Origin of the sequence: Lysobacter sp. TAB13, assembly GCF_052113885.1 — a bacterium.
In the GTDB taxonomy this organism is placed as follows: domain Bacteria; phylum Pseudomonadota; class Gammaproteobacteria; order Xanthomonadales; family Xanthomonadaceae; genus Lysobacter; species Lysobacter gummosus.
In genome coordinates this window covers 228,444-253,935 of record NZ_JBFRDR010000006.1, presented here as the reverse complement: position 1 = coordinate 253,935, position 25,492 = coordinate 228,444, and the positions used below count along the sequence as shown (strand labels likewise).

The 25,492-nt window shown below is 67.4% G+C and carries 22 protein-coding genes; 7 read left to right on the top strand and 15 right to left on the bottom strand.

The features are described 5' to 3' along the window. Positions 1 to 438: 438 nt before the first annotated feature. Together AB4Y92_RS09995 and AB4Y92_RS09990 are read left to right on the top strand one after the other, a co-directional pair. Positions 439 to 5,313: an NAD-glutamate dehydrogenase gene (locus AB4Y92_RS09995; protein ID WP_441819544.1), complete on the top strand. Its 4,875-nt coding sequence runs from the start codon at positions 439 to 441 to the stop codon at positions 5,311 to 5,313. Beyond that, on the top strand, positions 5,310 to 5,444 hold the full coding sequence (locus AB4Y92_RS09990) for a DUF6053 domain-containing protein (protein ID WP_441819543.1): 135 nt from the start codon (positions 5,310 to 5,312) through the stop codon (positions 5,442 to 5,444). The genes AB4Y92_RS09995 and AB4Y92_RS09990 overlap by 4 nt, the downstream gene beginning before the upstream one ends. On the opposite strand, the gene AB4Y92_RS09985 is transcribed toward AB4Y92_RS09990, so the two are convergent. Next, the gene (locus AB4Y92_RS09985; RefSeq protein ID WP_441819492.1) at positions 5,426 to 5,548 is read right to left on the bottom strand and encodes a DUF6053 domain-containing protein; all 123 of its coding nucleotides are present in this window, start codon (positions 5,546 to 5,548) and stop codon (positions 5,426 to 5,428) included. The genes AB4Y92_RS09990 and AB4Y92_RS09985 overlap by 19 nt on opposite strands. A 102-nt stretch (positions 5,549 to 5,650) precedes the next feature. Between AB4Y92_RS09985 and AB4Y92_RS09980 the strand changes: the two genes are divergently transcribed. Continuing rightward, positions 5,651 to 6,430 carry an NAD kinase gene (locus tag AB4Y92_RS09980; RefSeq protein WP_441819491.1) on the top strand — a complete coding sequence of 260 codons (780 nt, stop codon included), beginning with the start codon at positions 5,651 to 5,653 and terminating at the stop codon, positions 6,428 to 6,430. Positions 6,431 to 6,602: 172 nt separating this feature from the next. On the opposite strand, the gene AB4Y92_RS09975 is transcribed toward AB4Y92_RS09980, so the two are convergent. After that, a complete protein-coding gene (locus AB4Y92_RS09975; RefSeq protein ID WP_441819490.1) occupies positions 6,603 to 7,028 on the bottom strand; it encodes an NUDIX hydrolase in 426 nt (141 codons plus the stop codon). Beyond that, positions 7,025 to 7,975, bottom strand: coding sequence for a LysR family transcriptional regulator (locus AB4Y92_RS09970; protein ID WP_441819489.1), 951 nt, complete (start codon positions 7,973 to 7,975; stop codon positions 7,025 to 7,027). The genes AB4Y92_RS09975 and AB4Y92_RS09970 overlap by 4 nt, the downstream gene beginning before the upstream one ends. 168 nt (positions 7,976 to 8,143) lie before the next feature. On the opposite strand from AB4Y92_RS09970, the gene AB4Y92_RS09965 reads away from it, so the two are divergent. After that, complete coding sequence (locus AB4Y92_RS09965; RefSeq protein ID WP_441819488.1) at positions 8,144 to 8,740, top strand: NADPH-dependent F420 reductase; 597 nt, start codon at positions 8,144 to 8,146, stop codon at positions 8,738 to 8,740. Positions 8,741 to 8,767: 27 nt separating this feature from the next. Here the strand turns inward: AB4Y92_RS09965 and AB4Y92_RS09960 are convergent, their stop codons facing one another. After that, positions 8,768 to 10,141, bottom strand: a complete 1,374-nt coding sequence (locus tag AB4Y92_RS09960; RefSeq protein WP_441819487.1) for an amino acid permease — start codon at positions 10,139 to 10,141, stop codon at positions 8,768 to 8,770. 158 nt (positions 10,142 to 10,299) lie between these two features. On the opposite strand from AB4Y92_RS09960, the gene AB4Y92_RS09955 reads away from it, so the two are divergent. Next, complete coding sequence (locus AB4Y92_RS09955; RefSeq protein ID WP_215058479.1) at positions 10,300 to 11,220, top strand: 5'-nucleotidase; 921 nt, start codon at positions 10,300 to 10,302, stop codon at positions 11,218 to 11,220. 294 nt (positions 11,221 to 11,514) lie between these two features. On the opposite strand, the gene AB4Y92_RS09950 is transcribed toward AB4Y92_RS09955, so the two are convergent. The 6 genes from AB4Y92_RS09950 to AB4Y92_RS09925 all read right to left on the bottom strand — a co-directional run bounded on the left by AB4Y92_RS09950 (position 11,515) and on the right by AB4Y92_RS09925 (position 17,291). After that, a complete protein-coding gene (locus AB4Y92_RS09950; RefSeq protein ID WP_441819486.1) occupies positions 11,515 to 11,904 on the bottom strand; it encodes a lysozyme inhibitor LprI family protein in 390 nt (129 codons plus the stop codon). A gap of 201 nt (positions 11,905 to 12,105) precedes the next feature. Next, positions 12,106 to 12,657: a DUF2939 domain-containing protein gene (locus AB4Y92_RS09945; RefSeq protein WP_441819485.1), complete on the bottom strand. Its 552-nt coding sequence runs from the start codon at positions 12,655 to 12,657 to the stop codon at positions 12,106 to 12,108. Between the two features lie 417 nt (positions 12,658 to 13,074). Then, the gene (locus AB4Y92_RS09940; RefSeq protein ID WP_441819484.1) at positions 13,075 to 14,250 is read right to left on the bottom strand and encodes a DUF4785 domain-containing protein; all 1,176 of its coding nucleotides are present in this window, start codon (positions 14,248 to 14,250) and stop codon (positions 13,075 to 13,077) included. Between the two features lie 11 nt (positions 14,251 to 14,261). Continuing rightward, positions 14,262 to 15,170, bottom strand: a complete 909-nt coding sequence (locus AB4Y92_RS09935; RefSeq protein ID WP_441819483.1) for a hypothetical protein — start codon at positions 15,168 to 15,170, stop codon at positions 14,262 to 14,264. A gap of 362 nt (positions 15,171 to 15,532) precedes the next feature. After that, positions 15,533 to 15,988, bottom strand: coding sequence for a DUF6196 family protein (locus AB4Y92_RS09930; RefSeq protein WP_441819482.1), 456 nt, complete (start codon positions 15,986 to 15,988; stop codon positions 15,533 to 15,535). Between the two features lie 136 nt (positions 15,989 to 16,124). Further along, positions 16,125 to 17,291 (bottom strand): MFS transporter, encoded by a 1,167-nt coding sequence (locus AB4Y92_RS09925; RefSeq protein ID WP_441819481.1) that lies wholly within the window; start codon positions 17,289 to 17,291, stop codon positions 16,125 to 16,127. A 292-nt stretch (positions 17,292 to 17,583) separates the two neighbouring features. Between AB4Y92_RS09925 and AB4Y92_RS09920 the strand changes: the two genes are divergently transcribed. Both AB4Y92_RS09920 and AB4Y92_RS09915 read left to right on the top strand, forming a co-directional pair. Beyond that, positions 17,584 to 18,414 carry a hypothetical protein gene (locus AB4Y92_RS09920; protein WP_441819480.1) on the top strand — a complete coding sequence of 277 codons (831 nt, stop codon included), beginning with the start codon at positions 17,584 to 17,586 and terminating at the stop codon, positions 18,412 to 18,414. A 63-nt stretch (positions 18,415 to 18,477) separates the two neighbouring features. Continuing rightward, the gene (locus AB4Y92_RS09915; protein ID WP_441819479.1) at positions 18,478 to 19,815 is read left to right on the top strand and encodes an XVIPCD domain-containing protein; all 1,338 of its coding nucleotides are present in this window, start codon (positions 18,478 to 18,480) and stop codon (positions 19,813 to 19,815) included. A 92-nt stretch (positions 19,816 to 19,907) separates the two neighbouring features. On the opposite strand, the gene AB4Y92_RS09910 is transcribed toward AB4Y92_RS09915, so the two are convergent. The 5 genes from AB4Y92_RS09910 to kynU form a co-directional block, all read right to left on the bottom strand. Beyond that, positions 19,908 to 20,594 (bottom strand): DUF2461 domain-containing protein, encoded by a 687-nt coding sequence (locus AB4Y92_RS09910; RefSeq protein WP_057943066.1) that lies wholly within the window; start codon positions 20,592 to 20,594, stop codon positions 19,908 to 19,910. A 250-nt stretch (positions 20,595 to 20,844) separates the two neighbouring features. Continuing rightward, the gene (gene sbcB, locus AB4Y92_RS09905) at positions 20,845 to 22,296 is read right to left on the bottom strand and encodes an exodeoxyribonuclease I (RefSeq protein WP_441819478.1); all 1,452 of its coding nucleotides are present in this window, start codon (positions 22,294 to 22,296) and stop codon (positions 20,845 to 20,847) included. A gap of 2 nt (positions 22,297 to 22,298) precedes the next feature. Then, positions 22,299 to 23,660 carry an FAD-dependent oxidoreductase gene (locus AB4Y92_RS09900; RefSeq protein ID WP_441819477.1) on the bottom strand — a complete coding sequence of 454 codons (1,362 nt, stop codon included), beginning with the start codon at positions 23,658 to 23,660 and terminating at the stop codon, positions 22,299 to 22,301. Between the two features lie 91 nt (positions 23,661 to 23,751). Beyond that, positions 23,752 to 24,000 carry a GIY-YIG nuclease family protein gene (locus AB4Y92_RS09895; RefSeq protein ID WP_441819476.1) on the bottom strand — a complete coding sequence of 83 codons (249 nt, stop codon included), beginning with the start codon at positions 23,998 to 24,000 and terminating at the stop codon, positions 23,752 to 23,754. A 165-nt stretch (positions 24,001 to 24,165) separates the two neighbouring features. After that, positions 24,166 to 25,452, bottom strand: coding sequence for a kynureninase (kynU, locus tag AB4Y92_RS09890; RefSeq protein ID WP_441819475.1), 1,287 nt, complete (start codon positions 25,450 to 25,452; stop codon positions 24,166 to 24,168). Positions 25,453 to 25,492 lie beyond the last annotated feature (40 nt).

Below are 25,492 nucleotides of genomic sequence, written 5' to 3'. Positions count from 1 at the left end.
GTTTTCCTCTTCGCTATTTCATTCGCACACGGCGCGCCGGGTTCAAGCCCGGCGCGCCGGTTTGGTTTTGTCCGCTACCCCCGATTCTTAAATCACTTCACGATCCAGTCAGATCCTGGCGCGGTAGTTCGGCTTTCTTCGCCGACACCCGATTTTCAAGCAGACCTCCGGTGCCAGCCATGTCTCTTGACCTCATTCCACCCGGACCTCAACGTTCCCATGAGCAATAAACCCAAAGCTTCCAAGTCCGAACCCGCCAAACGCGCCGCCGCCAAACCGGCCGCGAAGCCGGCGTCGGCCAAGCAGGCCCCGGTCAAGAAAACGACGGCGCCGGCCGGCAAAGCGGCTGCGCCGAAGAAAGCCGCCGCGCCCGGCCGCAGCCAGTCGGCGCCGCCGGTCGATGCACAGGCGGTGAATCTGCAGCCGATCATCGCCGCGATGCACAAGCGCCTGCCCAAGACGCGCCACGCCGAGGCGGAAGCCTTCGCGCAGGCGTTCTACAAGCGCATGAGCGCCGATGAGCTGCCGCAGCACCAGCCCGACGGCTGGGCGGCGCTGGCGGCGGACTTTCTGGATTACGCGCGCGACCGCAAGCAGGGCTCGGCGCTGGTGCGCTTGTTCAACCCGACGCTGAAGTCGCATGGCTGGGAATCGCCGCACACCGTGCTGCAGATCGCCAACGACGACATGCCGTTCCTGGTCGATTCGGTGACCATGGCGCTGGCCGACCAGGGCATCGGCGTGCACGTGCTGGGCCATCCGGTGGTGACGTTCCAGCGCGACAAGGCCGGCAAGCTGCTGGCGGTCGGGCAGGGCGTGGCCGAGTCGCTGATGCATCTGGAAATCGACCGCCAGACCGCCGAATCGGCGGCCAAGATCAAGCACGCGCTGGAAGTGGTGCTGGCCGACGTGCGCGCGATCGTGCGCGACTGGTCGCAGATGCGCGACAAGATGAATCAGGTCGCCGACGAACTGCCGGGCCAGAACCTGCCGATCGACGAAGACGGCAAGCGCGAGGCGCAGGCGTTCCTGCACTGGGCCGCCGAAAACCATTTCACCTTCCTGGGCTATCGCGAGTACGAAGTCGTCAAGCATGGCGGCGACGATGTGCTGCGCGCGGTCAAGGACAGCGGCCTGGGCCTGCTGCGCGGCAAGGAAGTCGGCAAGCCGCGCCTGCTGACTTCGCTGGCGGCGCACTACATGCCGCAGTCCGGCGCGGTCGACGCGCTGATCCTGACCAAGACCAATGCGCGTTCCACCGTGCACCGTCCGGGCTACATGGACTACATCGGCGTGCTGAGCTTCGACGCTCAGGGCCGTCCGACCGGCGAGAAGCGTTTCCTCGGCCTGTACACCTCCAGCGCTTACAACCGCCGCCCCTGGGATATCCCGCTGGTGCGTCAGCGCCATGCCTACGTGATGGAGCAGTCCGGCCTGGCGCCCGACAGCCACAGCGGCAAGGCCCTGCGCCACGTACTGGAAACCCTGCCGCGCGACGAGCTGTTCCAGTCCAGCGAGGACGAACTGCTCAAGACCACCTCGGGCATCCTCGGCCTGCAGGAGCGCGTGCGCAGCAAGCTGTTCCTGCGCCGCGACCGTTATGGCCGCTATTACTCGGGCCTGGTCTACATCCCGCGCGAGCGCTTCAACACCGACGTGCGCCTGCGCGTGGAGGCGATGCTCAAGGACAAGCTGCACGGCGAGCACATCGACACCACCGTGCACATCGGCGAATCGCCGCTGGCGCAGTTGCACCTGATCGTGCGTCCGAAGTCGGGCGAAGCCGCGCAAAACGGTGCGCGCGTCATCGACAACGCCGCCATCGAAGCCGAGCTGTCGGAGATCGTGCGCAATCGCCAGGACGACCTGCGCGAAGCGCTGGTGCGCAACAACGGCGAACAACAAGGCCTGGCCCTGGCCAACCGCTACGGCCGCGCCTTGCCGCCGGGCTATATCGACGAAGTCTCGGCTGGCGTGGCGGCGCAGGACATCGCCCATCTCGCCGCGCTCAGCGGCCCGGACGATCTGCGCCTGAGCCTGTGCCGCACCCGCCAGGGCGAAGGCGGCCTGCGCTTCAAGTTCTACCGCCAGCTCGACGACATCCCTTTGTCCGACGCGCTGCCGATGATGGAGAACATGGGCCTGCGGGTGATTTCCGAACACCCCTATCGCCTGACGGTGGACGGCCAGCCGGTCTACATCCAGGACTTCGAAGTCGAGACCGCCAACAACGACATCGACGTCGATCGCCTGGACGAGAATTTCGAAGAAGCCTTCGCCCAGATCTGGCGCGGCAACGCCGAGAACGACGGCTTCAACCGACTGATCCTGACCGCCAACCTGTCCTGGCGCCAGGTCGCTATGCTGCGCGCGTACTGCAAGTACCTGCTGCAGGTCGGCGTGCCGTTCTCGCAGAGCTACGTGGAAGAAACCTTCAGCCGCTATCCGCTGCTGGCGCGCCTGCTGGTGGAACTGTTCGAAGCGCGCTTCGATCCGTGCACCGGCAGTGAAAGCAAAGACGAAATCAAGGCCGGCCAGGAACGCCTGGTCCAGCAGTTCGACACCCTGTCCGGCGGCGACGCCGCGGTCATGGCCGCGCTCAAGCCGGTGATCCAGGCGCGCAGCGGCAAGCGCGACGAACAGGCCCAGGCCACGGTCGAATCGATCAAGGCGCTGCTCGACCGCGTCTCCAGCCTGGATGAAGACCGCATCCTGCGCAGCTTCATCGGCGTGATCAACGCCACCTTGCGCACCAGCTACTACCAGACCACCGCCGACGGTTCCGAACGCGGCTATGTCAGCTACAAGTTCGATTCGGCCCAGGTGCCGGATCTGCCCAAGCCGCGTCCGTACCGCGAAATCTTCGTGTACGGTCCGCGCGTGGAAGGCGTGCACCTGCGCTTCGGCCCGGTCGCCCGCGGCGGTTTGCGCTGGTCCGACCGCCGCGAAGACTTCCGCACCGAGGTGCTGGGTCTGGTCAAGGCGCAGATGGTCAAGAACACGGTGATCGTGCCGGTCGGTTCCAAGGGCGGCTTCTTCGCCAAGCGTCCGCCGATCGGCGGCGACCGCGACGCGGTGCTGGCCGAAGGCATCGCCTGCTACAAGATGTTCATCAACGGCTTGCTGGACATCACCGACAACATCGTCGGCGGCAAGATCGTCCCGCCGGCGAGAGTCGTGCGCCACGACAATGACGACCCCTACTTGGTCGTCGCCGCCGACAAGGGCACCGCGACCTTCTCCGACATCGCCAACGGCATCGCCGCCGAGCACAAGTTCTGGCTCGACGACGCCTTCGCCTCGGGCGGCTCGGTCGGTTACGACCACAAGGGCATGGGCATCACCGCCAAGGGCGCGTGGGAGTCGGTCAAGCGCCACTTCCGTAGCATCGGCCGCGACAGCCAGACCCAGGACTTCACCACCGTCGGCATCGGCGACATGTCCGGCGACGTGTTCGGCAACGGCATGCTGCTGAGCGAGCACATCCGCCTGCTGGCCGCGTTCGACCACCGCCACATCTTCCTCGACCCGAATCCGGACGCGGCCAAGACCTTCAAAGAGCGCGAGCGCATGTTCAAGCTGCCGCGGTCGAGCTGGGACGACTACAACAAGGCCCTGATCAGCAAGGGCGGCGGCGTGTACCCGCGCTCGGCCAAGTCGATTCCGCTGTCGCCGGAGATCAAGGCCGCGCTGGGCATCGAAGGCAACGCCACGGCGATGAGCCCGGTCGAGCTGATGAGCGCGATCCTCAAGGCGCCGGTGGATCTGCTGTGGAACGGCGGCATCGGCACCTACGTCAAGGCCAGCAGCGAAACCAACAGCGACGTCGGCGACCGCGCCAACAACGCGCTGCGCGTCAACGGCAACGATCTGCGCTGCAAGATGGTGGGCGAGGGCGGCAACCTGGGCCTGACCCAGCTCGGCCGCATCGAAGCGGCGCAGCACGGCGTGCTGCTCAACACCGACTTCATCGACAACTCGGCCGGCGTGGACACCTCGGATCACGAGGTCAACATCAAGATCCTGCTCAACGGCCAGGTCCAGGCGAAGAAGCTGTCGCTGCCCGATCGCAACAAGCTGCTGGCGTCGATGACCGACGAAGTCGCCGAGCTGGTGCTCAACGACAACTATCGCCAGAACCAGGCGATCAGCCTGATGGAGCGCATGAGCCTGTCGCGCCTGGGCTCCAAGCAGCACTTCATCCGCACCCTGGAATCGCAGGGCCTGCTGGATCGCCAGATCGAGTTCCTGCCCAGCGATGCCGAGATCGCCGAGCGCAAGGCGCGCGGCCAGGGCCTGACCCGTCCGGAACTGTCGGTGCTGCTGTCGTACTCCAAGCTGGTCGCGTTCCAGCAGATGCTGGATTCCGACGTGCCGGAAGACCCGTACCTGTCGAAGGAACTGGTGCGCTACTTCCCGCAGCCGCTGCAGGCCAAGTACGCCAAGGCGATGGAGAACCACCGCCTGAAGCGCGAAATCATCGCCACCGCGGTGACCAACTCGACCATCAACCGGATGGGCGCGACCTTCCTGCTGCGCATGCAGGAAGACAGCGGCCGCACCCCGGGCGAGGTCGCCAAGGCCTTCACGATTACCCGTGAGACCCTGGACGCGCGCGAGCTGTGGGCGCAGATCGACGCGCTCGACGGCAAGGTCGCCGAATCGACCCAGATCGACGCCCTGCAGGTGATCTGGACGCTGCAGCGTTCCTTCACCCGTTGGCTGCTGTCGCGTCCGGGCGCGATTCCGGACATCACCACCGCGGTCGATCGCTACCACGACGGCTTCAAGAACATCCGCGCCGGCCACGGCATCCTCGGCGACGGCGAGCGTCCGGCCCACGATGCCGCCTTCGCCGACTGGAAGGCCAAGGGCGTGCCCGAGTCGCTGGCGGCGCAGTTGGCCGCGCTGCGCTACCTGGAGCCGAGCTGCGACATCATCGAACTGGCGCGCGAGCGCAAGCTCAAGCCGGTCGATGTGGCCAAGGTGCACTTCCGCCTCGGCGAAGCCCTGCGTTTGCCGTGGTTGCAGGAGCAGATCGACGCGCTCACCGTCGACGGCCGCTGGCATGCGGTGGCGCGCGGCGTGCTGCGCGAAGAACTGGCGACCCAGCAGCGCATCCTGGTCGGCCAGGTGCTCAACATGGCCGGCGCCAACGCCGATGCCAAGGTCAAGCAGTGGCTGAGCCGCGACGACCAGTCGCTGCGCTTCACCCTGGCGATGCTGACCGAACTGGCGGCGCAGAAGACCCTGGACTATCCGACCGCTTCGGTCGCGGTGCAGCGTCTGTCGCAGTTGGCGGCGCGCGGCTGATAGCGGCGGCGGGGCCGGCGTTCGCGCCGGTCCTGCATGGTTTCGAGAATCCCCCGACCGTTCGCGGCCGGGGGTTTTTTGTAGGAGGGCCTTCAGGCCCGATGCTTTTCTTTCAGGTCGCGGCGATCTGAAAGAAAAGCATCGGGCCTGAAGGCCCTCCCACAAAAGCATTGCCGTCCCACAAAAGCGCTGTCGCGGGCGAAATCGCGAATACGTCGCGAAACCGCCGAGGCATCCGTCGCCGCGGCGATACCCGACTTGGTGCGCGGACCGCGGTCCCGACACGAATCCCCCGCATCGGCCGGGTTATGCTGACGGCATCCTTCCGGAGCCGCCGATGACCGCGACGCCACGCATCGCCTTCCTCGCCAGTCACACCGACGACGCCCAGCGCGCGCTCGCGACGCTGTTGACCCAGCACGATCAGCACCAACCCGACAATGCCGACGTACTGGTCGCGCTCGGCGGCGACGGCTTCATGCTGCAGACCCTGCATCGCCACGGCGCGCTCGGCAAACCCGTGTACGGGATGAAGCTGGGTACGGTCGGTTTCCTGATGAACCAGTACGCCGACGCCAGCGGCGACTTGCTCGATCGCATCGCCAGCGCCGAGCCGGCGGTGCTGCGTCCGCTGGAAATGGTCGCGCAGACCGAGTCCGGCGCGAGCTTCGGTTCGCTGGCCTATAACGAAGTCTCGCTGCTGCGCCAGACCCGTCAGGCCGCGCATGTGCGCATCGACCTCAACGGCCAGACCCGGCTCGACGAACTGATCTGCGACGGCGTGCTGGTCGCGACCGCGGCCGGCAGCACCGCGTACAACTTCTCCGCGCACGGGCCGATCCTGCCGCTGGGTTCGGCGGTGATCGCGCTGACCCCGATCGCCGCGTTCCGCCCGCGGCGCTGGCGCGGGGCTTTGCTCAAGGCCGACACCGAAGTGCGTTTCCGCGTGCTCGATCCCTACAAGCGCCCGGTCAGCGCCACCGCCGACTCGCACGAAGTGCGCGACGTGGTCGAGGTGATGATCCGCGAATCGCGCGACCGCACGGTCACGTTGTTGTTCGATCCCGAGCACAATCTGGAAGAGCGGATGTTGATTGAGCAGTTCACCAGCGGCTGAGTCTCTCTCTCCCTCTCCCGCTTGCGGGAGAGGGCTGGGGTGAGGGCTGAGCGCCGCAGGCGCGAATGCTCTTGCTCTTAGGTGCTGACCGAGGGCCCTCACCCCAACCCCTCTCCCGCAAGCGGGAGAGGGGCTTCAACGCCGCTTCCTATGTCAGCGGCGGTTACTGCCCTCAGCGCCGCAACCGCCCGATCAATTCGATCAGACGCCCATCGGCCAGATTAGGCAGCGCCCGCGCCTGCGCCGGATCGAACCACTGTAGCCGCACGTGTTCGTCGCCGCGCATGGCCACTTCGCCCTGCCAGGCGTCGACGCGGTAGACGGTCAGGCTGGCGCCGGCCCACATCAGCGGCTCGCCCAGTTGACTGTAGTCGGTGGCGACGACGCCGGCTTCTTCCTCCAATTCGCGCAGCAAGGCCTGTTCCAGAGTCTCGCCGGCCTCGACATGGCCGCCGAGGATGTCCCAGCAGTTCGGCGCCAGGCGCTTGTAGGCGTTGCGCAGGCCCAGCAGCAGGAGGCCGTCGCGGATCAGTACCGCGCCGACCATCGGCGCGCCGGCCTGGCTGTCGGCGGGCGGCGGGTTCGCGCTCTCGCTCATGCCGCAGCTCCCGTGCCCGCGTCGGCGCGGCCGGACAGCCGTTGCGGCAGCCGGGCGCGCTCGCATGCTTCGATCAGATAGTCCACGAACACCCGCGTCTTGCTCGGCAACAGAGTGCGACTAGCGTAGTACAGCGAGATCGAGCCCAGGTCGGCAAACCAATCCGGCAGTAGCCGTTGCAGGCGTCCGTCGTCGAGGTAGGGCAGTGCGTGCTGCACCGCGACCAGAGTCACGCCCAGGCCGTTGAGCGCGGCGCGGCACATGGCTTCGGGATCGTTGAGGACGATGCGTTCGCGGGTCAGCGCCACCGCTTCGCGCCCGCGCGAGTCGCGCATCGCCCAATGACGCACGCGGCCGGTGCGCGCCGAGCGCATGGCGATGCCGTCGTGTTCGGCCAGATCTTCCGGCTCGGCCGGCAGCGGCCGGCCTTGCAGGTACGTTGGCGCGGCCACCGCGATCACGTGCAGCGGCGCCAGCGGCCGCGCCACCATTCCGGCCGCCAGTTCGATGCCGCCCCCGATCGCCGCATCGAAACCTTCCGCGATCAGATCGACCTGACGGTTCTCCAGCAGCCAGTCCAGGCGGATATGCGGGTGCCGGCGCAGAAACTCGGGCATCAGCGGCAGCACGTAATCCATGCCGAATCCCGGCGCCATGCTGAGCTTCAAAGTGCCGGCTGGTTCCTCGCTCTCGACCGCGGCGACGCTGAGCGCGCTGTTCAAGGCCTCGACGTGCTCGCGCACCGAGCCGAGGAAGCGCTCGCCGGATTCGGTCAGGGTCAGCTTGCGGGTGCTGCGCTGGAACAGGCGCAGGCCCAGGTTGCGTTCCAGCACCGCGACATTGCGGCTTACCGCCGCCGGCGTCAGCCCGAGTTGGCGCGCGGCCGCGGAAAAACCGCGCAGATCGGCGCTGCGGACGAAGGATTCCAGGTTGGCCAGGGTTTCCACGGGTGCGCAGCCTTCAAGTAATGCTTGAAATTCATTCTAGCCATTGCCGGCTTATCCGGCATGAGTAGGGCGCGCATAGTTCGTTGCACGGCGGCGGAACCGGGTTCGAAACGACTTGAGGTTCCGGTCGATTATCCAATTTTATTAGTCACTTGAAGGAGAAACCTCATGCAGATCGGCATTCTCGGCGCGGGCCACATCGGCACCGCCATCGCTCGTACCCTGGCCCGCGCCGGCATCGCGGTTTCGATCGCCAACAGCCGCGGCCCGCAGTCGCTGGCGCCCCTGGTCGCCGAGCTGGGGCCGAGCGTCACCGCGGCCACGCCGGAACAGGTCGCGCAGGCGGATCTGGTGTTCGTGGCGATCGGTTGGTCGAAGCTGCCGCAGGCCTTGAAGGGCCTGGACCTGAGCGGCCGCATCGTGGTCGATGCCAACAACCCGATCGAGGCGCCGGAGTTCAAGCCCTTCGATCTGCACGGCCGCACCTCCAGCGAAGTGTTCGCCGACCTGGTCCCGGGCGCGCGGGTGGTCAAGGCGCTGAATCATCTGCTCGCGGAAGTGCTGGGCACCGATCCGCGCGGCCACGGCGGCCAGCGCGTGCTGTTCGTGTCCGGCGACGACGCCGCGGCCAAGGCCGAGGTCACGGCGCTGCTGCAGGGCACCGGTTACGCCGTCATCGATCTGGGCGGGCTGGTCGAAGGCGGCCGCATTCAGCAGTTCCCGGGCGGCCCGCTGGCGGTGCAGCATCTGGTCAAACAGGCCTGAGCCGGGCCGGTTTGGAGCGCGCCGGCCTCAGCCGCGCGCGCGCACCCGCCGCGCGACTTCGCTGATCGCGGCGATGCACAGGGTCAGCGCCGCGGTCGACAGCAGTTGCATGCGCGGGCCCTCGGTCAGCAGCGCCAGCACGAACACCATCGCCAGGATGCCCAAGCCCAGCCAGGTCACGTACGGGAAGGCCCACATCTTGAACGGCAGCACGGTGCCGGCGCGGTCGGCGCGGCGGCGCAGGATCAGCTGCGAGACCAGCGACAAGGTCCACACCAACAGGCAGGTCGAACCCACCACGTTGAGCAGCGCCGGCAGCACTTTCTCCGGATACAGCAGCTCCAGCGCGGTGGCGATGAAGCCGAAGGCGACGCTGGCCAGCACCGCCGCCACCGGCACGCGGCTGCCGCTGAGGTGGGCGAGGAAGCCCGGCGCCTCGCGCCGCTGCGCCAGGGAAAAGATCATGCGCGAAGCGCCGTAGAGATTGGCGTTGAGCGCCGACAGCAGCGCGACCACCGCGACCAGGGTGATGGCCGTGGCCGCGCCGGGAATCCGCGCCGCCTCCAGCACCGCCGCGAACGGCGACTTCAAGCTTTCGCTGTTCCACGGCACCACCGCGATGATCACCGCCAGCGAGCCGATGTAGAACACCAGGATGCGCCAGGCCACGGTGCGGATCGCGCGGGTGATGCTGCGCTCCGGGTCCTGGGTTTCGGCCGCGGCGACCGCGACGATCTCGGTGCCGCCGAAGGCGAACACCACCACCAGCAAGGCCGCGCCGACGCCGGCCCAGCCCTTGGGCGCGAAGCCGCCGTGGGCGGTGAAATTGGCGAAACCGGGCGAAGCCACCTCCGGCAGCAGCCCCAGCAGCAACAGCGCGCCGATCACGATGAAGGCCAGGATCGCCGCGACCTTGAGGATCGCGAACCAGAATTCGAACTCACCGAAGTTCTTCACCCCGAGCAGGTTGACGCAGGTGAATACGCTCATGAACACCAGCGACATCGCCGCGACCGGCAGCTGCGGCCAGATCGTCGCCAGCAGCCCGGCCGCGCCCACCGATTCGGCGGCGATCACGATCACCAGTTGCACCCACCACAGCCAGCCCAGGGTGGCGCCCGCGGTCGGGCCCATCGCATCGGCGGCGTAGACCGAGAACGCGCCGCTGGTCGGCCGCACCGCGGCCATTTCGCCGAGCGCGCGCATCACGATGATCACCAGCACGCCGGCGATCAGATACGACAGCAGCACCGCCGGCCCCGCGGTCTGCACGCCCACGCCCGAGCCGAGGAACAGGCCGGCGCCGATCGCGCTGCCCAGGCCCATCATGACCAACTGGCGGGATTTGAGGGCGTGGCCGAGTTGCGAATCGGCGGCGGGCGAGGCGGAGCTGATCGACATAGGGCGGTCCGGGCCTAACAGGCGGGTCGGGGCGGTGCGGAACGATACCGCGTCGCGCGACGAGGTGGGGCGCTCGCATCCCGCGCGGCACCGGGCGGTTTGGGCCGGATCGGCATCGCGCGCGTACGGCGCGGCGTTCCGCGGTGCACAATAGCCCCATGCCCGACCGTGATGCCGACCCGTTGATCGTCGCGATTTCCTCGCGCACCTTGTTCGACATGGAAGAGAGCCATGCGCTGTTCGAGCGCGAGGGCATCGACGCCTATGCCGCGTTCCAGCGCGAGCGCGAGGACGATCTGCTGCGTCCCGGCATCGCCTTCCCGCTGGTGCGCAAACTGCTCGCGCTCAACCAGGGCGCGCCGGCCGACGCGCCGCGGGTCGAGGTAATCCTGATCTCGCGCAACTCCGCCGACAGCGGCCTGCGCATCTTCAATTCGATCGCCCACCACGGCCTGTCGATCAAGCGCGCGGCTTTCAGCAACGGCGCACCGCCGTTCCCGTACATCCGGCCGTTCGGCGCGGACCTGTTCCTGTCGGCCAACGCCGAGGACGTCAGCGCCGCGCTCGCCGCCGGAGTAGCGGCGGCGACGCTGTTGCCGGCCACGCCCAATTCGAAGCTGGCGCCGCATCTGCGCCCGGACCAGTTGCGCATCGCCTTCGACGGCGACGCGGTGATCTTCGACGACGAAGGCGAGCGGGTCTCGCGCGAAGGCGGCCTGGCTGCATTCGCCGAGCACGAACGCAGCCATGCCGGCGAACCGCTGTCGGGCGGCCCGTTCCGCGGGTTTCTCGATGCATTGCACCGTCTGCAGGCGGCGTTCCCGGTCGGCCAGGACGCGCCGATCCGCACCGCGCTGGTGACCGCGCGCTCGGTGCCGGCGCACGAGCGGGTGATCCGCACCTTGCGCGAGTGGGGCATCCGCCTGGACGAAGCGCTGTTCCTCGGCGGCCGCGCCAAGGGTCCGTTCCTGGAAGCCTTCGGCGCGGACATCTTCTTCGACGATTCCGAGCACAACATCCTGTCGGCGCGCGATCACGTCGCCGCCGGGCATGTGCCGCATGGGGTTGCGAATCGCTGAGACAAAGGCGTCGGGGCTGAAGCCCCTCCCACAAAAGATTGCGTAGCCCGCGAAGTCTTTTGTAGGAGGGGCTTCAGCCCCGATGCTTTCCGCTCAGACCCGGCCGCCCCCGACCCGCTCACAGGCGAGCCGGGACAAAACCCATCGCCTCGCAATCAATTCCAAGACATCCAAAAGACCGCGCAGCCCGCGAAGTCTCTGTGGGAGGGGCTTCAGCCCCGATGCTTTCCGCTCAGACCAGGCCGACCCCGACCCGCCCACAGGCGAGCCGGGACGAAAGCCATAGTCCTGCGATCAATTCCAGGACTTCTTCACGATCTCATCGTTGCGGCAGGTGCCGGCCTTGCACTCGCGCACGCGATCGCGCAGGTACTCGCCGCGCTCGCGGTTGACCCGGTAATTGCAATCGACATTGATGGCGCCCGACGACTCGCAGCTGGTGTCGCGGTACTTGATCCAGTCCAGCTGGGTGGCCTTCAACTGCTGCTTCACCGGCTCCTTGATCAGGCCGCGCAGGTCGTTGTAAGCGGTGTTGAGTTCCTTGTCCGATTCCAGGAACAGCTTGGCGAAACAATAGGTCTTGTCGTAGCTGGTCCGGTACTTGTCGCATTCGCCCTGGGCGTTTGCGGCGAAGGAGGCGAAACCGAGCAGGCCCAGAGCCAGGGCGGAGAAAATCGCTTTCATGGAATTCCTGTCCAAACGATGTGAGTGACGATCGGTGCGGGACATGCCTGTCCCGGTGCCCGCCGCGCGCATCGGCGCCGCGGGCACGCTGCAAAGTATTTCGCGCGGTGCGCAAACGCAAGCCTGCGAGCGCGAGGCAGATGCGGCCCGCGCTCATCGCCGGAAATTTCCACGGCGGTCAGGCGCGGGCGGCCGCGCCGTTCAGGGCAGCATCTTGTCCAGCGGCAGGCGGATGTCGGTCACCTGCCAGCTCAGCCCGTCGCGGGTGAGCACGAACACCACCGGATCGCCGTCGGCGTTGTTCACCGTGGCGGTGAAGCGCGAGGGCGATTCGAAGCGATAGCTCAGATGCTTGAGCGGCTCGGCCGGTTCCACCGGCGCGTAGGTATCGCGGCCCGCGCCGCTGCCGTCGAAACGCTTGAAGACTTTGCGGCCTTCGAGCACCGCGCCGATGCCTACCGGCGTGGCGATCGCGTCCACCGCGGTGCCGGTGACGGTGCTGGCCAGGCTCAGGCCGATCGCGCCGAGCACGCTGGATTGCACGCTGGGACCGGCGCGGCGGACCAGGTAATCATCGACCTGAGCCTTGAGGCTGAGCCGGACCTGGGCGAAGTCGATGTGCTTGGACAATTCGCCGGTGTTGCCTTCCTTGACCGCGGCGCGGATGGCGTTGACGGTCAGGAACGGGCCCGCGGCGAGGTAGCCGAGCAGCAGCACCGCGATCAGAACGAGAGCGGCAATCCATTTCTTCATGACGGCGATCCAGGTTGCGGACCGTCAGATTAGCGGGGTTGGCATTACCTGGGCTTAAGGCGCCGGAGCTGATAGCCGTTCTATCGCTTGCGGCCCTCGCTCCAACCCCGGCCCCGGCCCGAACGCATAGCGTTCGGGCGTTCGGCGACGCGTGAGCCGGTGGCTCGCAAGCCGCGTCGCCTCACCCGGCTTGCGGGAGAAGGTGCCCGAAGGGCGGATGAGGGCAACCAGACCCTGCTGCCCTCACCCCAACCCCGTCCCCGGCCCGAACGCATGGCGTTCGGGCGTTCGGCGACGCGCGAGCCGGTGGCTCGCAAGCCGCGTCGCCTCACCCCGCAAGCGGGAGAGGGGCTATTTCACGCTTAAGGTATGACCTGCGCCGAAAGCCATGCTTTTAGTACGACACGCTTGCCGTCCTCAACGCCCCACTCGAGCCACCCGCTGCCGCCGCTCGATCGGCGCCAACCGCGTCTGATCGTTGAGCTCGACATCGCGCAACTCATATGGCGCGCCGTACCCCTTGGGCAATTGCGACCGATCGAACGCGAGTTCGATCCGCGCCGCGCCGCCGTCGAGCCACTGCGCGCTGTGCGCGATCGCCACTGGACGCAGCTCGCGCCGGGCGTTGCTCGCGTACAAAGTGCCGCGCACTTCGAAGCGGCCCGGCGAGGCCGCGCGCAAGGGCAGGCCGAAGCTGAGCTTGCCGGCGTCGAAGGCATACGCGCCGTCGAGCTTGGCGGTCGGCTGGGCCACCGCGATCGCGGTGCGCGCATCGCGCTGGATCTCGCCGTCGCCGGCGAACACCTGCACTTCCCACAAGCCCGGCGGTTGCTCGCCGGCGTCGCTCGGCAACGGCACCGACGCGCGCAGCGTGCCGTCGCTGGCGCGCTTGAGAGCCAGCGGCCAGCTGCGGCCCGACGGCGCCACCAGCAGCGCGCCGCCCTCTGCCTTCAGCGTGGCGTCGCCGCGCTTGAGGTCGACCACGACTTCGCGCGTGCCGCCGGCCAGGGCGTGATCGCCGCTGAGACGAGCGAGCAGGCGCACGTCGCTGCGCGGTTCGAACACGTGCACGACGTAACGGCCGCTGGCCTGGGCAACCTGCACCGCGTAGTGGCCCGGCGCGGCGTCGGCGCCGAGTTGCACCGCGGCGGTGCCGGCGCCGACCGCGAGGCCGGCGGCCTGCAGTTGTTCGGCGCCGGTGCGCTTGGCCGCGCCGATGTTGCGTCCGGCCTGGGTGATGCGCACCGCGTCGGCGGCGACCTTCGCAGCGCCCGCGACCGGGCTGACCCGGATCAACGCGCCCGGCGCGCTGGTGGCGATGTCCAGGCCGCGCTGCAAGGCGGCGCCGTCGGTTTCCTGCCAGTACTCGCGGCTTTCCACCACGGCAGGCGCGGCGTCGGCGATAAGTTCTGCATCGGGATTCAAGGCCCAGGAAAACTGCACGGGCGCGCGTTCGGACGCGGCCTTGGGCGCGGCGAGCACGGCCAGGCGTTGTGGAATCTGATCGGACTTCGCGGCCGGCAGCATCGGCGCATCGGCCGCGGCGGCATCGCTGAGCGCGGCGAGCAGGGCGAGGGTCAATATCGTTCGCATGGTCGTCGGCCTCACGGGGTCATGTCGCTGCGCAGGATGGTGTTGAGGTTGAAGCACGCGCGCCGGCTCTGGTTGTGGCTGAGCGGTTCGGCGCCGGCGGTGCGCTGCTTGTCCTGGAACCACACGCTGCCCGCGGCCGATTGGCTGGAGCAGTTGAGGAAACCGTCGGAGCAACTGTTCAACCAGTTCTGCGTGGTCTCCAGACCGACGTTCTCGGTGTAACCACCGCAATAGCTGTCGCTGTCGAACGGCGAGGAATCCACGTCGGTGCCGACCACGGCGCGGAAAGTCTTGGGCAGGGCCGGGCGTCCGGCGGTGCCGTAGAGATTGTTCGCGTTGTAGGTCGCCATCCAGCTGACCTGCTGCATCTTCACCGCGTCGGACTTGTAGCCCAGCAGCCAACCCACCGCCTGTTCGAAGGCGTTGCCGTTCATGGCGGCGTCGGCCAGCGGCGTGCCGGCCGAGGACGGCGCGATCGCGTCGACTCTCACGATCTTGCTGATGATGTTCGGGTAGCGGCTGTCGTAGGTCGGGTTCGACATCATCCAGCGCATCACGTTGCCGCCGTTGGAATGGGTGATAACGATCAGCTGGGTGATGCCGCGGGCGTTGATGAAGTCGGTGAGCTGCTGAGCCAGGCAACCGGCGGCGCGGCTGTCCCACATGTATTGCTCGAAATCGCAGTTGACCACGGTGTAGTTGGACGGATTGGCCAGGCCGCCGCGGACGCTGTCGACCATCGTGGGTTGCCAGTAATCCTGATAGGCGTTGGTCTGCTTGCCGGTGCCGTGCACGAAGGCGACGCCGGTGGCGGCGGCGTGCGCGGGCGAAGGCGCGGCGAGCAACGACAGGCCGAACAAAGGCGCGGCCGCGAGCAGCGCCGCGGCGAGCGGCCGCTGCGTGATGCGAAGCTGATGCATGTCTCCTCCCCAAGAGGCCGAGGGCGCGAGATCACGGGCGTCCTGCCCGCAGGCCTTCGGTCGATATGCCGCGCGCTCCTGCACGGCGATCGACCGAGCATACGTGGGCGAATGTTGCTGTCATGCCGCAACGCCGCAGCGCGGCGCGGTAAAACGTGATCGCCACCAGAAGCGAAAACGACTCAGCGCACAGATACGCCAAACGCGAGCGCAAATGGGCTCTGGCGGCTACCGTGTCGCGGCTGGGCGCAGCTGCGATGTTTGGTCATTTCTTTTGCGGGCAGGACGGATAAGCAGCGCCGGCCTGTCGACGTCATCGATGCGATGACTTCGATCGGGAAACCGATCCGCGCCGGTGCGGCCTAGACGCCGCCGCGATGGTCTTCGACGGGCGAAGCGCGAAGATCGTCGATGGCTTGCGCAGCCAGATCGCGCATCGACACCGGCACGCCCCAATAGTCGAAAATGCCGCCACGCCGGGAGTTCTGGCCGCATACCACGAACACGCCCGTGCCCAGTCGCCGCTTGAGTTCCGACGCCAGCCAGCCGACGAAGCCGCTGTTGTCCAGACCGTCCTGGAAGTGGAACGAAAACACAGCGAAGGTTTCTGCCGCGGGGCGATCGGCCGGCTTGAGAATGCTCCACACCTCATCGTCCGCGACCGCCGCCAAAGCCCCGCTCAACGTGTCGAGGCCGAGTTCGTTTTTCGGCAGCTCATAGAACGCATACGCACCGTCGTACCAGACCAGATCCGCAGCGGCGACGACGCGCCGCAATCGCGTCTGAGTTTGGCTTGGAGTCTCATGGCTTATGTACATGCTGCGACTCCAGATGGCGAAGAAGGGCTAACTAGAGACAGACACTGGGAATCATGGCTCGTCTGAAGCCGCTGAACCGCGCGGCCCTGACTTCCTTGCCGTTACGCGCCCGATCGCGACCGGCCCGCGTGTTCGCTTATGTCTCAGCGGCTGGCGCGGTGCTTGTCCGGCGCTGCGTGCCCAAGTGCACGGTCAGCGACAACAGCGCGCAGACCGCGCCGGCCACGAACGCCGCCGCGCCGCCGCCGTGCTGCCAGAAGAACGCCGCCATGCCCGCGCCGAGCACGCCGCCGATGCCGCCGCTGAAGCCGTACAGCATGCCTTGCGCCGAGGCCATGTCGCGCCGCGCCGGAAACAGTTCGGCCATGCGCCGCATGCAGCCTGCGTGGAAAGCGGCGAAGCTCACCGCGTGGCCGGTCTGCGCCACCGCCATCCAGGCGAAGGAGTCGGCGAAGAACGCGACCAGAATCCAACGCAGCGCAGTGGCGAGCAGACACGCCGCCATCAGCCGGTGCGCGCCGAAGCGCTGCACCAAGCGCGGCGCCTGCCAGAACATCACGATCTCGCACAGCACGCCGATCGCCCACAGCAAGCCGACCGCGAAGCCGTCGTGGCCATGCGCCTGCAATTGCAAGGTGTAGAACACATAGAACGGGCCGAAGCCCAGTTGCATCAGCATCGCCGTGCCGAGCAGGGCGCGCACGCCGGGCCGTCGCCACAATGGTTCGCGCGGCGCGCCGGCTTCAGGCGCGGGCGAGGGCGGGTCGGCGCGATGCAGCCAGGCCGCCGCGACGGTCAACGCCACCCAGGGCAGGGTGAGCCAGACGAAAGCATCGTTGCCGAGCCGGTCGAGCAGCCAACCGTAGCTGGCGGCCACGATCAGAAACCCGACCGAGCCCCACATGCGGATCTTGCCGTAATCGTGATTGCGCGTACCCAGCGCGTTCAAGGTCATCGCCTCGAACTGCGGCATCACCGCGTTGAAGAACAGCGCGAACGCGCCCATGACCACGAACAGCATCGCGCCATGATCGAACTGGAGGAAGCCGGCGAACATCGCCAGCGCGATCGCGCAACCGGCGACCAGCCAATGCCCCGGCGCGGGACTGCGGGCGACCTGCCGCGCCCAGGTCGGCGGCGCCAGGATGCGGCCCCCGTACCACAGCGCCAACATCGCCCCGACCGCATACGCGCCGTGACCGTTGGCGCTGACCCAGCGACCGATGTAAGGCGTATAGGCGCCGAGCGCGCCGTAGTAGCCGAGGTAGAACAGCGCGTAACGGCGGAATTCGGCGGTGGGCAAGCGCGGCTCGGCGATGGGGCGGACTGGCGCTCACGATACCGGAACGGCTGCGGATTCCCATCGAGATTTGCACTCGGAATCGCGGCGGGTCGGCAAGTTCGGGACGGCGATGCTCGCCGGTCGCGATCGAGCCGCGGACTGATTCAGGCCAAGCGCCCTGAACCCGCGTTTTCACTGCGCAAAGATGCGCCCGGGAGTATCCGGTCATATTCGCTCCCGGCCGGAGCTAGTATGGTTACCGCGGTATATCGAATCGAACCATCGGGAATTCAGGATGAAATCGGATATCAGATTGAAACGGCTTTCGGCGCTGGCGCTGTGCGGCGCGGCTGTGATGATGAGCGGATGCAACGCCGCCGCCCCGGCGTCCTCGGCCGCTCCCGCGGCGCCGACCGCCGCCGCAACGCCGGCCGCGGCCGCGCAACCGACGCCGCCCAAAACCGCCGCGCCGAACCAGCAGCGCGTCGCCGCCATCGTCAAGGAACTGATGGAGCAGCAATACGGCAAGAGCTTCGACGCCAAGCACTCGTGCTGGGCCTATACGCTGGAATTCAACGGCGACTCGCACGATTACTGCATGCGCGCCGACCAGACCCAATCCGTCGAAGCCGCGGGCCAGACCCAGATTTACATCGCCGCCTCCAGTGTCGCCGACATCAACGACGACCCGCGCTACGTCTATTCGCAAGTCGATTCGGGCCTGATGGGGGCGTTCCAGCTGGCGATCGACGCGGCCGGGCAGTGGACCGTGCTGGCCGCGAGCAAGGATTTGGACTTCGGCACGATCGGCGATTGCGGTTGCCGCAAGGCCGAGTTCGTCCGCCTCGGCGCCGGCACCTATGGCTGGAAATTCACCAGCGGCGGCGTCTGGCAGGGCGTGGCGGTCACCAAGTACAGCCTGGTCGCGCCGAGCGACAAGAGTTTCAAGGATCTCAGCGCGATCCCGCGCGTGACCGAGAGCGATCAAGGCACCGAATACAGCTTCAGCATCGATGCCTCCGATCCGGCCAAGGCGATGTACCCGTTGCTGGTGACGCGCAAGAGCGGCAAGACCGCGGCGGCGCCGGTGCGGGTGGAGTTCGACCCCGGCAAGGGCCGCTACGAATTGCCGGCCGCGCATTGATGGCGAAACCCTGATCCGAACGATCCAGATTCAACCGTCAGCCCAGCCTGCTCAGGAGGAGTCATGGCAACCAGAGACGAAAGATGGGAAGCGCACCGGGCCGAATTGGAAGCAGCGGCCCGCCACACCGGCGTCGATGTCGGCACGATGGTCCGCATCGCCGGCTTCGAATCAGGCTACAACCCGGCGGCGCAGCCGATCGCGCGCGATCCGGCGCGCAATACCGTGCGCCAGTTCGACGGCACGATGGCGATCTCCAGCGCTTACGGCTACGGCCAGTTCACCGGCGACACCTGGAACCAGATGATTCGCCAGTACGGCGAACAGTACGGAATCGCCGGCGCCGCGCAGATGACCCGCGCCCAGACCGACGCGCCCGAGATTCGCGCCAACACCGGCCTGCAGGCCGCGATGCTGGCCGAGCACACCCGCGACAACATGGCCGCCGGCGCGCGTCTGGGCGGGCCGAATCCCGACGCCAACGTCTATGCCATGCACAATCTCGGCGGCGGCGACGGCCCGACCTTTCTCAACGCGCTGCGCAACAATCCGAACCAGCGCGTGGATGCGGTGCTGAGCGATCGCGTCATCAGCGGCAATCCGGCGCTGTACGGCGACGGCAGCCGCACGGTGGCCGAGGCCTATGCGGTGATGGGCCAGCACATGGCGCGGTACGACGGCTATGCGCAGCAGGCCCAGCAAGGGCAGCCCGCGCAGAACCCCGCGGCGGCGACGCCGGGCGTCGTCCCGCCGGCTCCGCACGCGCCCAACGCGCCGGCCGCGCCCGCGAGCGCCGACGGCGTGTTGCGGCGAGGCGAGCACGGCAGCGACGTGCGCCAGTTGCAGGAGCAGCTCAACGCGCTGGGCGCCGTCGATGCGCGCGGCCGTCCGCTTACCGCCGACGGCAACTACGGCGAACGCACGCGCGAGGCGGTGCAATCGTTCCAGCGCACGCACGGGCTGGACGACGACGGCATCGCCGGGCCGGCGACGCTGGAAGCGATCAAGCGCAGCAGCAACGAACGCGCGCCGTTGTTGAACAACCCGAACCATCCCGATCACGCCATGTACAACGACGCGGTCAAGGGACTGGAGAAGCTCGGGCCGCAGGCGTTCAAGGATCACGACGCGCTGGAACGGGCGGCGGCGACGATGACCTACGAAGCGCGGGTGAGCGGGCTGAACAAGATCGATCACGTGGTCCAGAACGCCAACGGCACCGGCCTGTTCGCGGTCCAGGGCGAGTTGAACGATCCCGCCCACAAGCGCGTGGTGATGGACAAGCAGCAGGCCGAGAACCAGCCGATCCAGCAGTCCTCGCAGCAGTTGCAGCAGGACGTGGCGCAGCCGGCGCGGACGCAGGAGCCGCAGCAGGTCACGATGGCCGCTCCCGGGCGCTGACAGGCGCGGCCGGTATGCAGTGGATGAGGGCGGCCGATGGCCGCCTTCATCGTTTCAGCCGGCGGCGATCGCAGGACGCGAACGCCTTCGGCTCAGAACTCCAGATCCAGGGCCGCGCACAGGTAATCGGTGAACGGCGCCAGCCCGGTCAGATCCTTCTCCAGCGTCTTGAGCAGGCGCGGGCCGGTCATGGTTTCGTCGTCGAGCGCGCGCAGGGCGACGAAGTTCTTGCGGCGCAGGTCCTCCGCGAACTCGAACTCGGGCGGAAACCCGCGCGGCGAGCGCGTCAGCATTTCGCTGTCGTCCAGATCGAAGCGGCGGCGGAACTTGGGATCGTGCGCGGCCGCCTTCCAGCTGCCGGGATTGTCGAACACGAAGTGGCGGATCTTGCGCAGCGAGTCGGGCTGCGGATGCCACACGCCCGAAGCGATGAAGCATTCGCCGCCTTGCAGGTGGATGTAGAACGACGGCGCCTCGACCTGGCGGCTGCGCTCATGGAACAGGCGCGCGCCCTGCCAGTTCTTGTACGGGGTCTTGTCGTTGGCGAAGCGGGTGTCGCGATGGATGCGGAACAGCGAGCCGCCGACGGTCTTGGGCTCGCTGCGGTAATGCGGGCTGACCTGCGCCAGCACCGGCTGCAGGTCGCCGAGCAGGCTCAGGAACGGGCCGCGCACGTGCTGCTCGTAGGCGTCCTTGTGCGCGTGGAACCATTCGCGATTGTTGTTGCGCGCCAGCGAACGCAGGAACTTGAAGCTGGCTTCGGAGAAGTAGCGGCTCATTCAAAGGTCTCGAAAGCTTGAAGCGAAGCGGCGGACATCGGTTCGTGCGCGGCGACTGCGGCGGGTTTTGTGGGAGGGGCTTCAGCCCCGACGCTTTCGGCTCAGATCGCCGATGACTGAGAGATAGCGTCGGGGCTGAAGCCCCTCCCACAAACATCGCCTGCCTCACATATAGCGGCGACTGCACAGATTCCAAGCGAGCCGGCCATGAACGCAGGGCAATGCGGTTACGCGCCCGGCCGGATCGCATTCAAGCTGAAGCATTCAGATCCCGATCGATCTCGCCGGCCCAGGCTTCCAGGCGATCGAGCAGCGCCTGCTTGGCGCCGTCCTCGCCGGCCGCGGCGCGGGCCTGCAGCAGCTCGGCGCGGAAGCGGTCGAAGCTGTATTCCGACATCCCGGACTCGGTGTACAGACGCTGCCGGCGATACTCGTTCCAGCGCTGGTGCTCGGTCGCGCTCAGCGTTTGCGGCCAGTTGCGCGCGCGATAGCGGAACAGCAGCTCGGGCAGGCGCGCGTCGCGGAATTCGAACGCGGCCGCGCCCAGCGCTTCGGGCCGGGTGGTGCGCACGTTGCGGAACAGGCGCTTGTCGCCGTCGCCGATGAAGGCGTCGTAGAGCGAGGCGTCGACGTCCGACGGCGCGCGCGCCTGATCGTTGGCGTAGACCCGGCGCACCTTCTCGACCAGTTCCGGGCCGGCTTCGCGAATCTGCGCGGCGCGGCGTTCGGCCACGGCCGGATCGATCTGCAAGCGCTCGAAATCGGCCGGGCGCAGATGATTCCAGGCGATCAGCGCCGGGCAGCGATTCAGATGCACTTCCTTCAGCGCGACGCGTTCCTCGCCCTCGGGCAGATCGGCGAACGGCGTATACAGGCGGTCGGCGATCTCATCGGGCGCCAAAGTCAGCAGCGCCTGCGGGTCCTGGGCCAGATCGAACACCAGCACGCGGTTGTCGATGCGCGGATGCCGCGACAGCGGGATCACCGGCGCCGCGCACAGGCGCGCGGCCGGATAGCGCTGCGAGACATGCAGCGCCGGCGTCATCGCGATCACGTCCAGCAGGCCGGCGGCGAAGCGCTTGTCGCGCAGCCGCAGCGCGTACTCCCACAGCTTGGGCTGCGCCTGCTTGAACTTGCGGGCGATGCCGATCAAGGCGCGCACGTCCGACAGCGCTTCGTGCGCGTCACCGATGCGGACCTCGTTGGCGGTGGCCAGATGTTCGAGCTTGAACGAGGTCGCGCCGTCCTCGCGCTTGGGCCAGATCAGCCCGTCGGGGCGAAGCGCATGCGCCAGCCGCAGTACGTCGAGCAGGTCCCAGCGCGAATTGCCGCCGCGCCACTCGCGCTCGTAAGGATCGTAGAAATTGCGGAACAAACCGTGGCGCACGAACTCGTCGTCGAAGCGCAGCGAGTTGTAACCGGCGCTGCAAGTCTCCGGCCGCGCCATTTCGTCGAAGATCAGCGCGAAGATTTCCGCCTCGCTGACGCCGTCGCGCAGGGCGTCCTGCGGGGCGATGCCGGTGATCAGCGTGGCCGCGGGCGAGGGCAGCAGATCGTCGGCGGGTTTGACGAAGACGCTGATCGGCGCTTCGATTTCGTTGAGGTCGGCATCGGTGCGCATCGCCGCGAACTGGGCGATGCGGGTCGTGCGCGGGTCGGCGCCGAAGGTTTCCAGGTCGTAGAACAGAAAGCTCGCGGGCATGGTCAGGCGTCCGCCGGCAACGGGGTCAGGCGTTCGCGCACCGCCGCATCGACCGCACTCCATTCCAGCGAATCCAGGCTGTCGTGGCCGCGGGTGAGTTCGACCAAGAGCTCGCGCTGGCGCTGGCCGCGTTCGAAGGCGACTTCGTACGGCATCCGGTGGAAAGTCACCATCGCGTAGCGCGGCATGAAGCGATCCGGGTGGCGCTCGGCCAGTTCGCGTTCCAGTGCGCGTTGCAGCAGGTAGTCGTCGTTGTCGACGCGGTCGCGCATTTCCAGATAGTTCTCCAGCGCCATCGCCTGGATCGCGCGGGCGCTGCGCAGGCGTTGCTGCTGGAAATCGGCGAAGGCCTGGGCGCGGTCGTTGCCGGCGAGCAGGCGCTCGGCCAGGGCGACGCAGTCTTCGAAGGCGCAGTTCATGCCTTGACCGTGGAACGGCACCATCGCGTGCGCGGCGTCGCCCAGCAGCACGGCGCGGTCGTCCAGATGCCAGCGATCCAAGTACAAGGTCGCCAGCAGGCCGGTCGGGTTGTGCTCGAAATCGCGTTCCAGTTGCGGGATCAGCGGCAGGGCGTCGGCGAAGTCGCGCTCGAACAACGCGCGCGCCTGGGCGCCGGTGCGGATGCTGTCGAAACTCGGCTCGCCCTCGTTGGGCAGGAATAAGGTGACGGTGAAGGTGCGTTCGTCGTTGGGCAGGGCGATGCACATGTAGCGGCCGCGCGGCCAGATGTGCAGGGCGTTGGGCTCGACGCTGAAGCCGCCGTCGGGCGCCGGCGGGATTTCCAGTTCCTTGTAGGAATGGCCGAGGAATTCCGTGCGCTCGCCCAGATCGGTGGCCTGATTCATCGCCGCGCGCAGCGCCGAACCGGCGCCGTCGGCGCCGACCAGACTGTCGAAGACGATCTCGTGCGTGCTGTCGTCGCGATCGTCGTTGAAGCGGGCGATGCGCGCGTCGAAATCGACCGAGCTCAGGCCGCGGTGGAAATGCAGCTTGGCGCCGGCGTCTTCGGCGATCTGCAGCAGGATCACGTTGAGCTCGCCGCGATGCACCGACCAGATGACCTCGCTGTCGTCGCGGCCATAACGTTGCAGATCGGTGCGCCCGTCGAGGAAATGCACCATGCGCCCGCGCATCATCACCGCCTGCGCCATGACCGCCTCATCCGCGCCGGCCAGCCGCAGCGCGTGACGGCCGCGTTCGGCCAGCGCCAGATTGATCGAGCGGCCGCCGGCGTAACCCTTCAGGCGCGGATCGCCGCGCTTCTCGTACACGTCCACCTGCCAGCCCTGGCGGGCGAGCAGGGTGGCGAGCAGGGCGCCGGCGAGACCGGCGCCGATCAGGGTGATGTGGTTGGGGGTATTCAAGTGGTAAGCCCTGCCATCGACTGCGTGTTGATTGGTTGTCGGGTGAAACCCTCCAGACCGTCATTCCCGCGCAGGCGGGAATCCAGAGACTTCAGAACGTACTGGCGATGTCCGGCCACAGATCCCTCCATGTCGGGTTGATGTCCTCGATCTGTCGAATCTTCCATTCCCGGTTCCATTTCTTCAGCCGTTTCTCGCGAAGGATCGCGCTTTCCATCGTGTCGTGCATTTCGTACCAGACCAGCCGATCGACGCTGTAGCGAGTGGCGAAACCATCCGCGGCATGCTCGCGATGTTGCCATATCCGCCGGACCAGGTCGGAGGTGACGCCGATGTACAAGGTGCCGCGCTTAGCGCTGGCGAGTATGTAAACGGCGGGAGACCTGGCCACATCGGCCTCACTCTGGATTCCCGCCTTCGCGGGAATGACGGCAGGTGAGGGCGCCGGGGCTCATGGATTCGCCGGACAGATGAACCATGGCGTTCGCCGCGCCGTGCGATCGGTTCAACCGCGCCTCCAATTCTCCACCACCTCAGTAAACCGCAGCACATCCACATGCGTGTTGTACAACGGCGCCGGCGAGATGCGGATCACATCGGGTTCGCGCCAATCGCCCAGCACGCCGTGTTCGGCCAGATAGTCGAACAAGGCCCGCCCCGCCGGCCGGCCGGTCAGGCCGCGGCCGTCGATCACGCGCAGCGACAACTGACAGCCGCGCTGTTCCGGTGCGGACGGGGTCAGGATGTCGAGGGTGTCGCTCAGGCGGTCGCGGATCAGGGTTTCCAGGTAGCCGGTCAGGCGCCGCGATTTCTCGCACAAGGCGCGCATGCCGACCCGGTCGAACAGATCCAGCGACGCGCGCAGCGGCGCCAGACCCAGGATCGGCGGATTGCTCAGCTGCCAACCGTCCGCGCCCGGGGTCGGCACGAACTGCGGGCCCATGCGGAAGCGGGTCGAGGTCTCATGCCCCCACCAACCGGCGAAGCGCGGGCGATCGCTGTGGGCGTGGCGCTCGTGCACGAAACAGCCGGCGACCGCGCCGGGGCCGGAATTCAGATATTTGTAGTGACACCACACGGCGAAATCGACGCCGCTGTCGTGCAACGCCAATTCGAGATTACCGACGCCATGGGCCAGATCGAAACCGCACACCGCGCCCTGCGCATGCGCCAGTTGCACGATACGGTTCAGATCGAACGCCTGCCCGGTGCGGTACTGCACGCCCGGCCACAGCACCAGCGCCAGACGCGGGCCGTGCTGGGCGATGGCGCGCTCGATGCTCTCCATCGAAATCAGCCCGCCGGGTTCGTCCGGCTGGAGTTCGATCAGGTCGGTGTCCGGGTCGAAACCGTGAAAGGCGATCTGCGAGGCGACGGCGTAGCGATCCGACGGGAACGAGCCGGCTTCGATCAGGATCGCCGGTCGCTCGCGCGTGGGCCGGTAGAAGCTGACCATCATCAAATGCAGATTGGCGGTCAGCGAGTTCATCGCGACCACTTCGTGCGGCAGCGCGCCGACCACGCGCGCCAGCGGTTCGCGCACCAGTTCGTGGTACGGCATCCACTGCGCCTGACCGGTGAAGTGGCCTTCGACCGCTTCCATCGCCCATTTGTCCATGACCTCTTCGACATGCGCGCGCGCCCCGCGCGGCTGCAGGCCGAGCGAGTTGCCGACGAAGTAGGTCTGTTCCCGGTCGCGGTGCTTCGGGATCAGGAACTCGCCGCGCAAGCTCGGCAGCGGGTCGGCGGCGTCGAGCGCGGCGGCGTGGGCGGGCGAATGCAGGTCGGTCATCGCAGTCCAGAACAAAAGTGGGGCGGGCAGTGCGGGGCGA

What these genes read in the sequence shown, in the direction of transcription:
- AB4Y92_RS09985 (WP_441819492.1), bottom strand. Translation starts at nt 5,548, where the DNA reads ATGCCTCGGCGGTTTCGCGACGTATTCGCGATTTCGCCCGCGACAGCG.
- AB4Y92_RS09935 (WP_441819483.1), bottom strand. Translation starts at nt 15,170, where the DNA reads ATGCATCAGCTTCGCATCACGCAGCGGCCGCTCGCCGCGGCGCTGCTC.
- AB4Y92_RS09945 (WP_441819485.1), bottom strand. Translation starts at nt 12,657, where the DNA reads ATGAAGAAATGGATTGCCGCTCTCGTTCTGATCGCGGTGCTGCTGCTC.
- kynU (WP_441819475.1), bottom strand. Translation starts at nt 25,452, where the DNA reads ATGACCGACCTGCATTCGCCCGCCCACGCCGCCGCGCTCGACGCCGCC.
- AB4Y92_RS09950 (WP_441819486.1), bottom strand. Translation starts at nt 11,904, where the DNA reads ATGAAAGCGATTTTCTCCGCCCTGGCTCTGGGCCTGCTCGGTTTCGCC.
- AB4Y92_RS09995 (WP_441819544.1), top strand. Translation starts at nt 439, where the DNA reads ATGCACAAGCGCCTGCCCAAGACGCGCCACGCCGAGGCGGAAGCCTTC.
- AB4Y92_RS09915 (WP_441819479.1), top strand. Translation starts at nt 18,478, where the DNA reads ATGGCAACCAGAGACGAAAGATGGGAAGCGCACCGGGCCGAATTGGAA.
- AB4Y92_RS09965 (WP_441819488.1), top strand. Translation starts at nt 8,144, where the DNA reads ATGCAGATCGGCATTCTCGGCGCGGGCCACATCGGCACCGCCATCGCT.
- AB4Y92_RS09955 (WP_215058479.1), top strand. Translation starts at nt 10,300, where the DNA reads ATGCCCGACCGTGATGCCGACCCGTTGATCGTCGCGATTTCCTCGCGC.
- AB4Y92_RS09975 (WP_441819490.1), bottom strand. Translation starts at nt 7,028, where the DNA reads ATGAGCGAGAGCGCGAACCCGCCGCCCGCCGACAGCCAGGCCGGCGCG.
- AB4Y92_RS09940 (WP_441819484.1), bottom strand. Translation starts at nt 14,250, where the DNA reads ATGCGAACGATATTGACCCTCGCCCTGCTCGCCGCGCTCAGCGATGCC.
- AB4Y92_RS09930 (WP_441819482.1), bottom strand. Translation starts at nt 15,988, where the DNA reads ATGTACATAAGCCATGAGACTCCAAGCCAAACTCAGACGCGATTGCGG.
- AB4Y92_RS09980 (WP_441819491.1), top strand. Translation starts at nt 5,651, where the DNA reads ATGACCGCGACGCCACGCATCGCCTTCCTCGCCAGTCACACCGACGAC.
- sbcB (WP_441819478.1), bottom strand. Translation starts at nt 22,296, where the DNA reads ATGCCCGCGAGCTTTCTGTTCTACGACCTGGAAACCTTCGGCGCCGAC.
- AB4Y92_RS09960 (WP_441819487.1), bottom strand. Translation starts at nt 10,141, where the DNA reads ATGTCGATCAGCTCCGCCTCGCCCGCCGCCGATTCGCAACTCGGCCAC.
- AB4Y92_RS09910 (WP_057943066.1), bottom strand. Translation starts at nt 20,594, where the DNA reads ATGAGCCGCTACTTCTCCGAAGCCAGCTTCAAGTTCCTGCGTTCGCTG.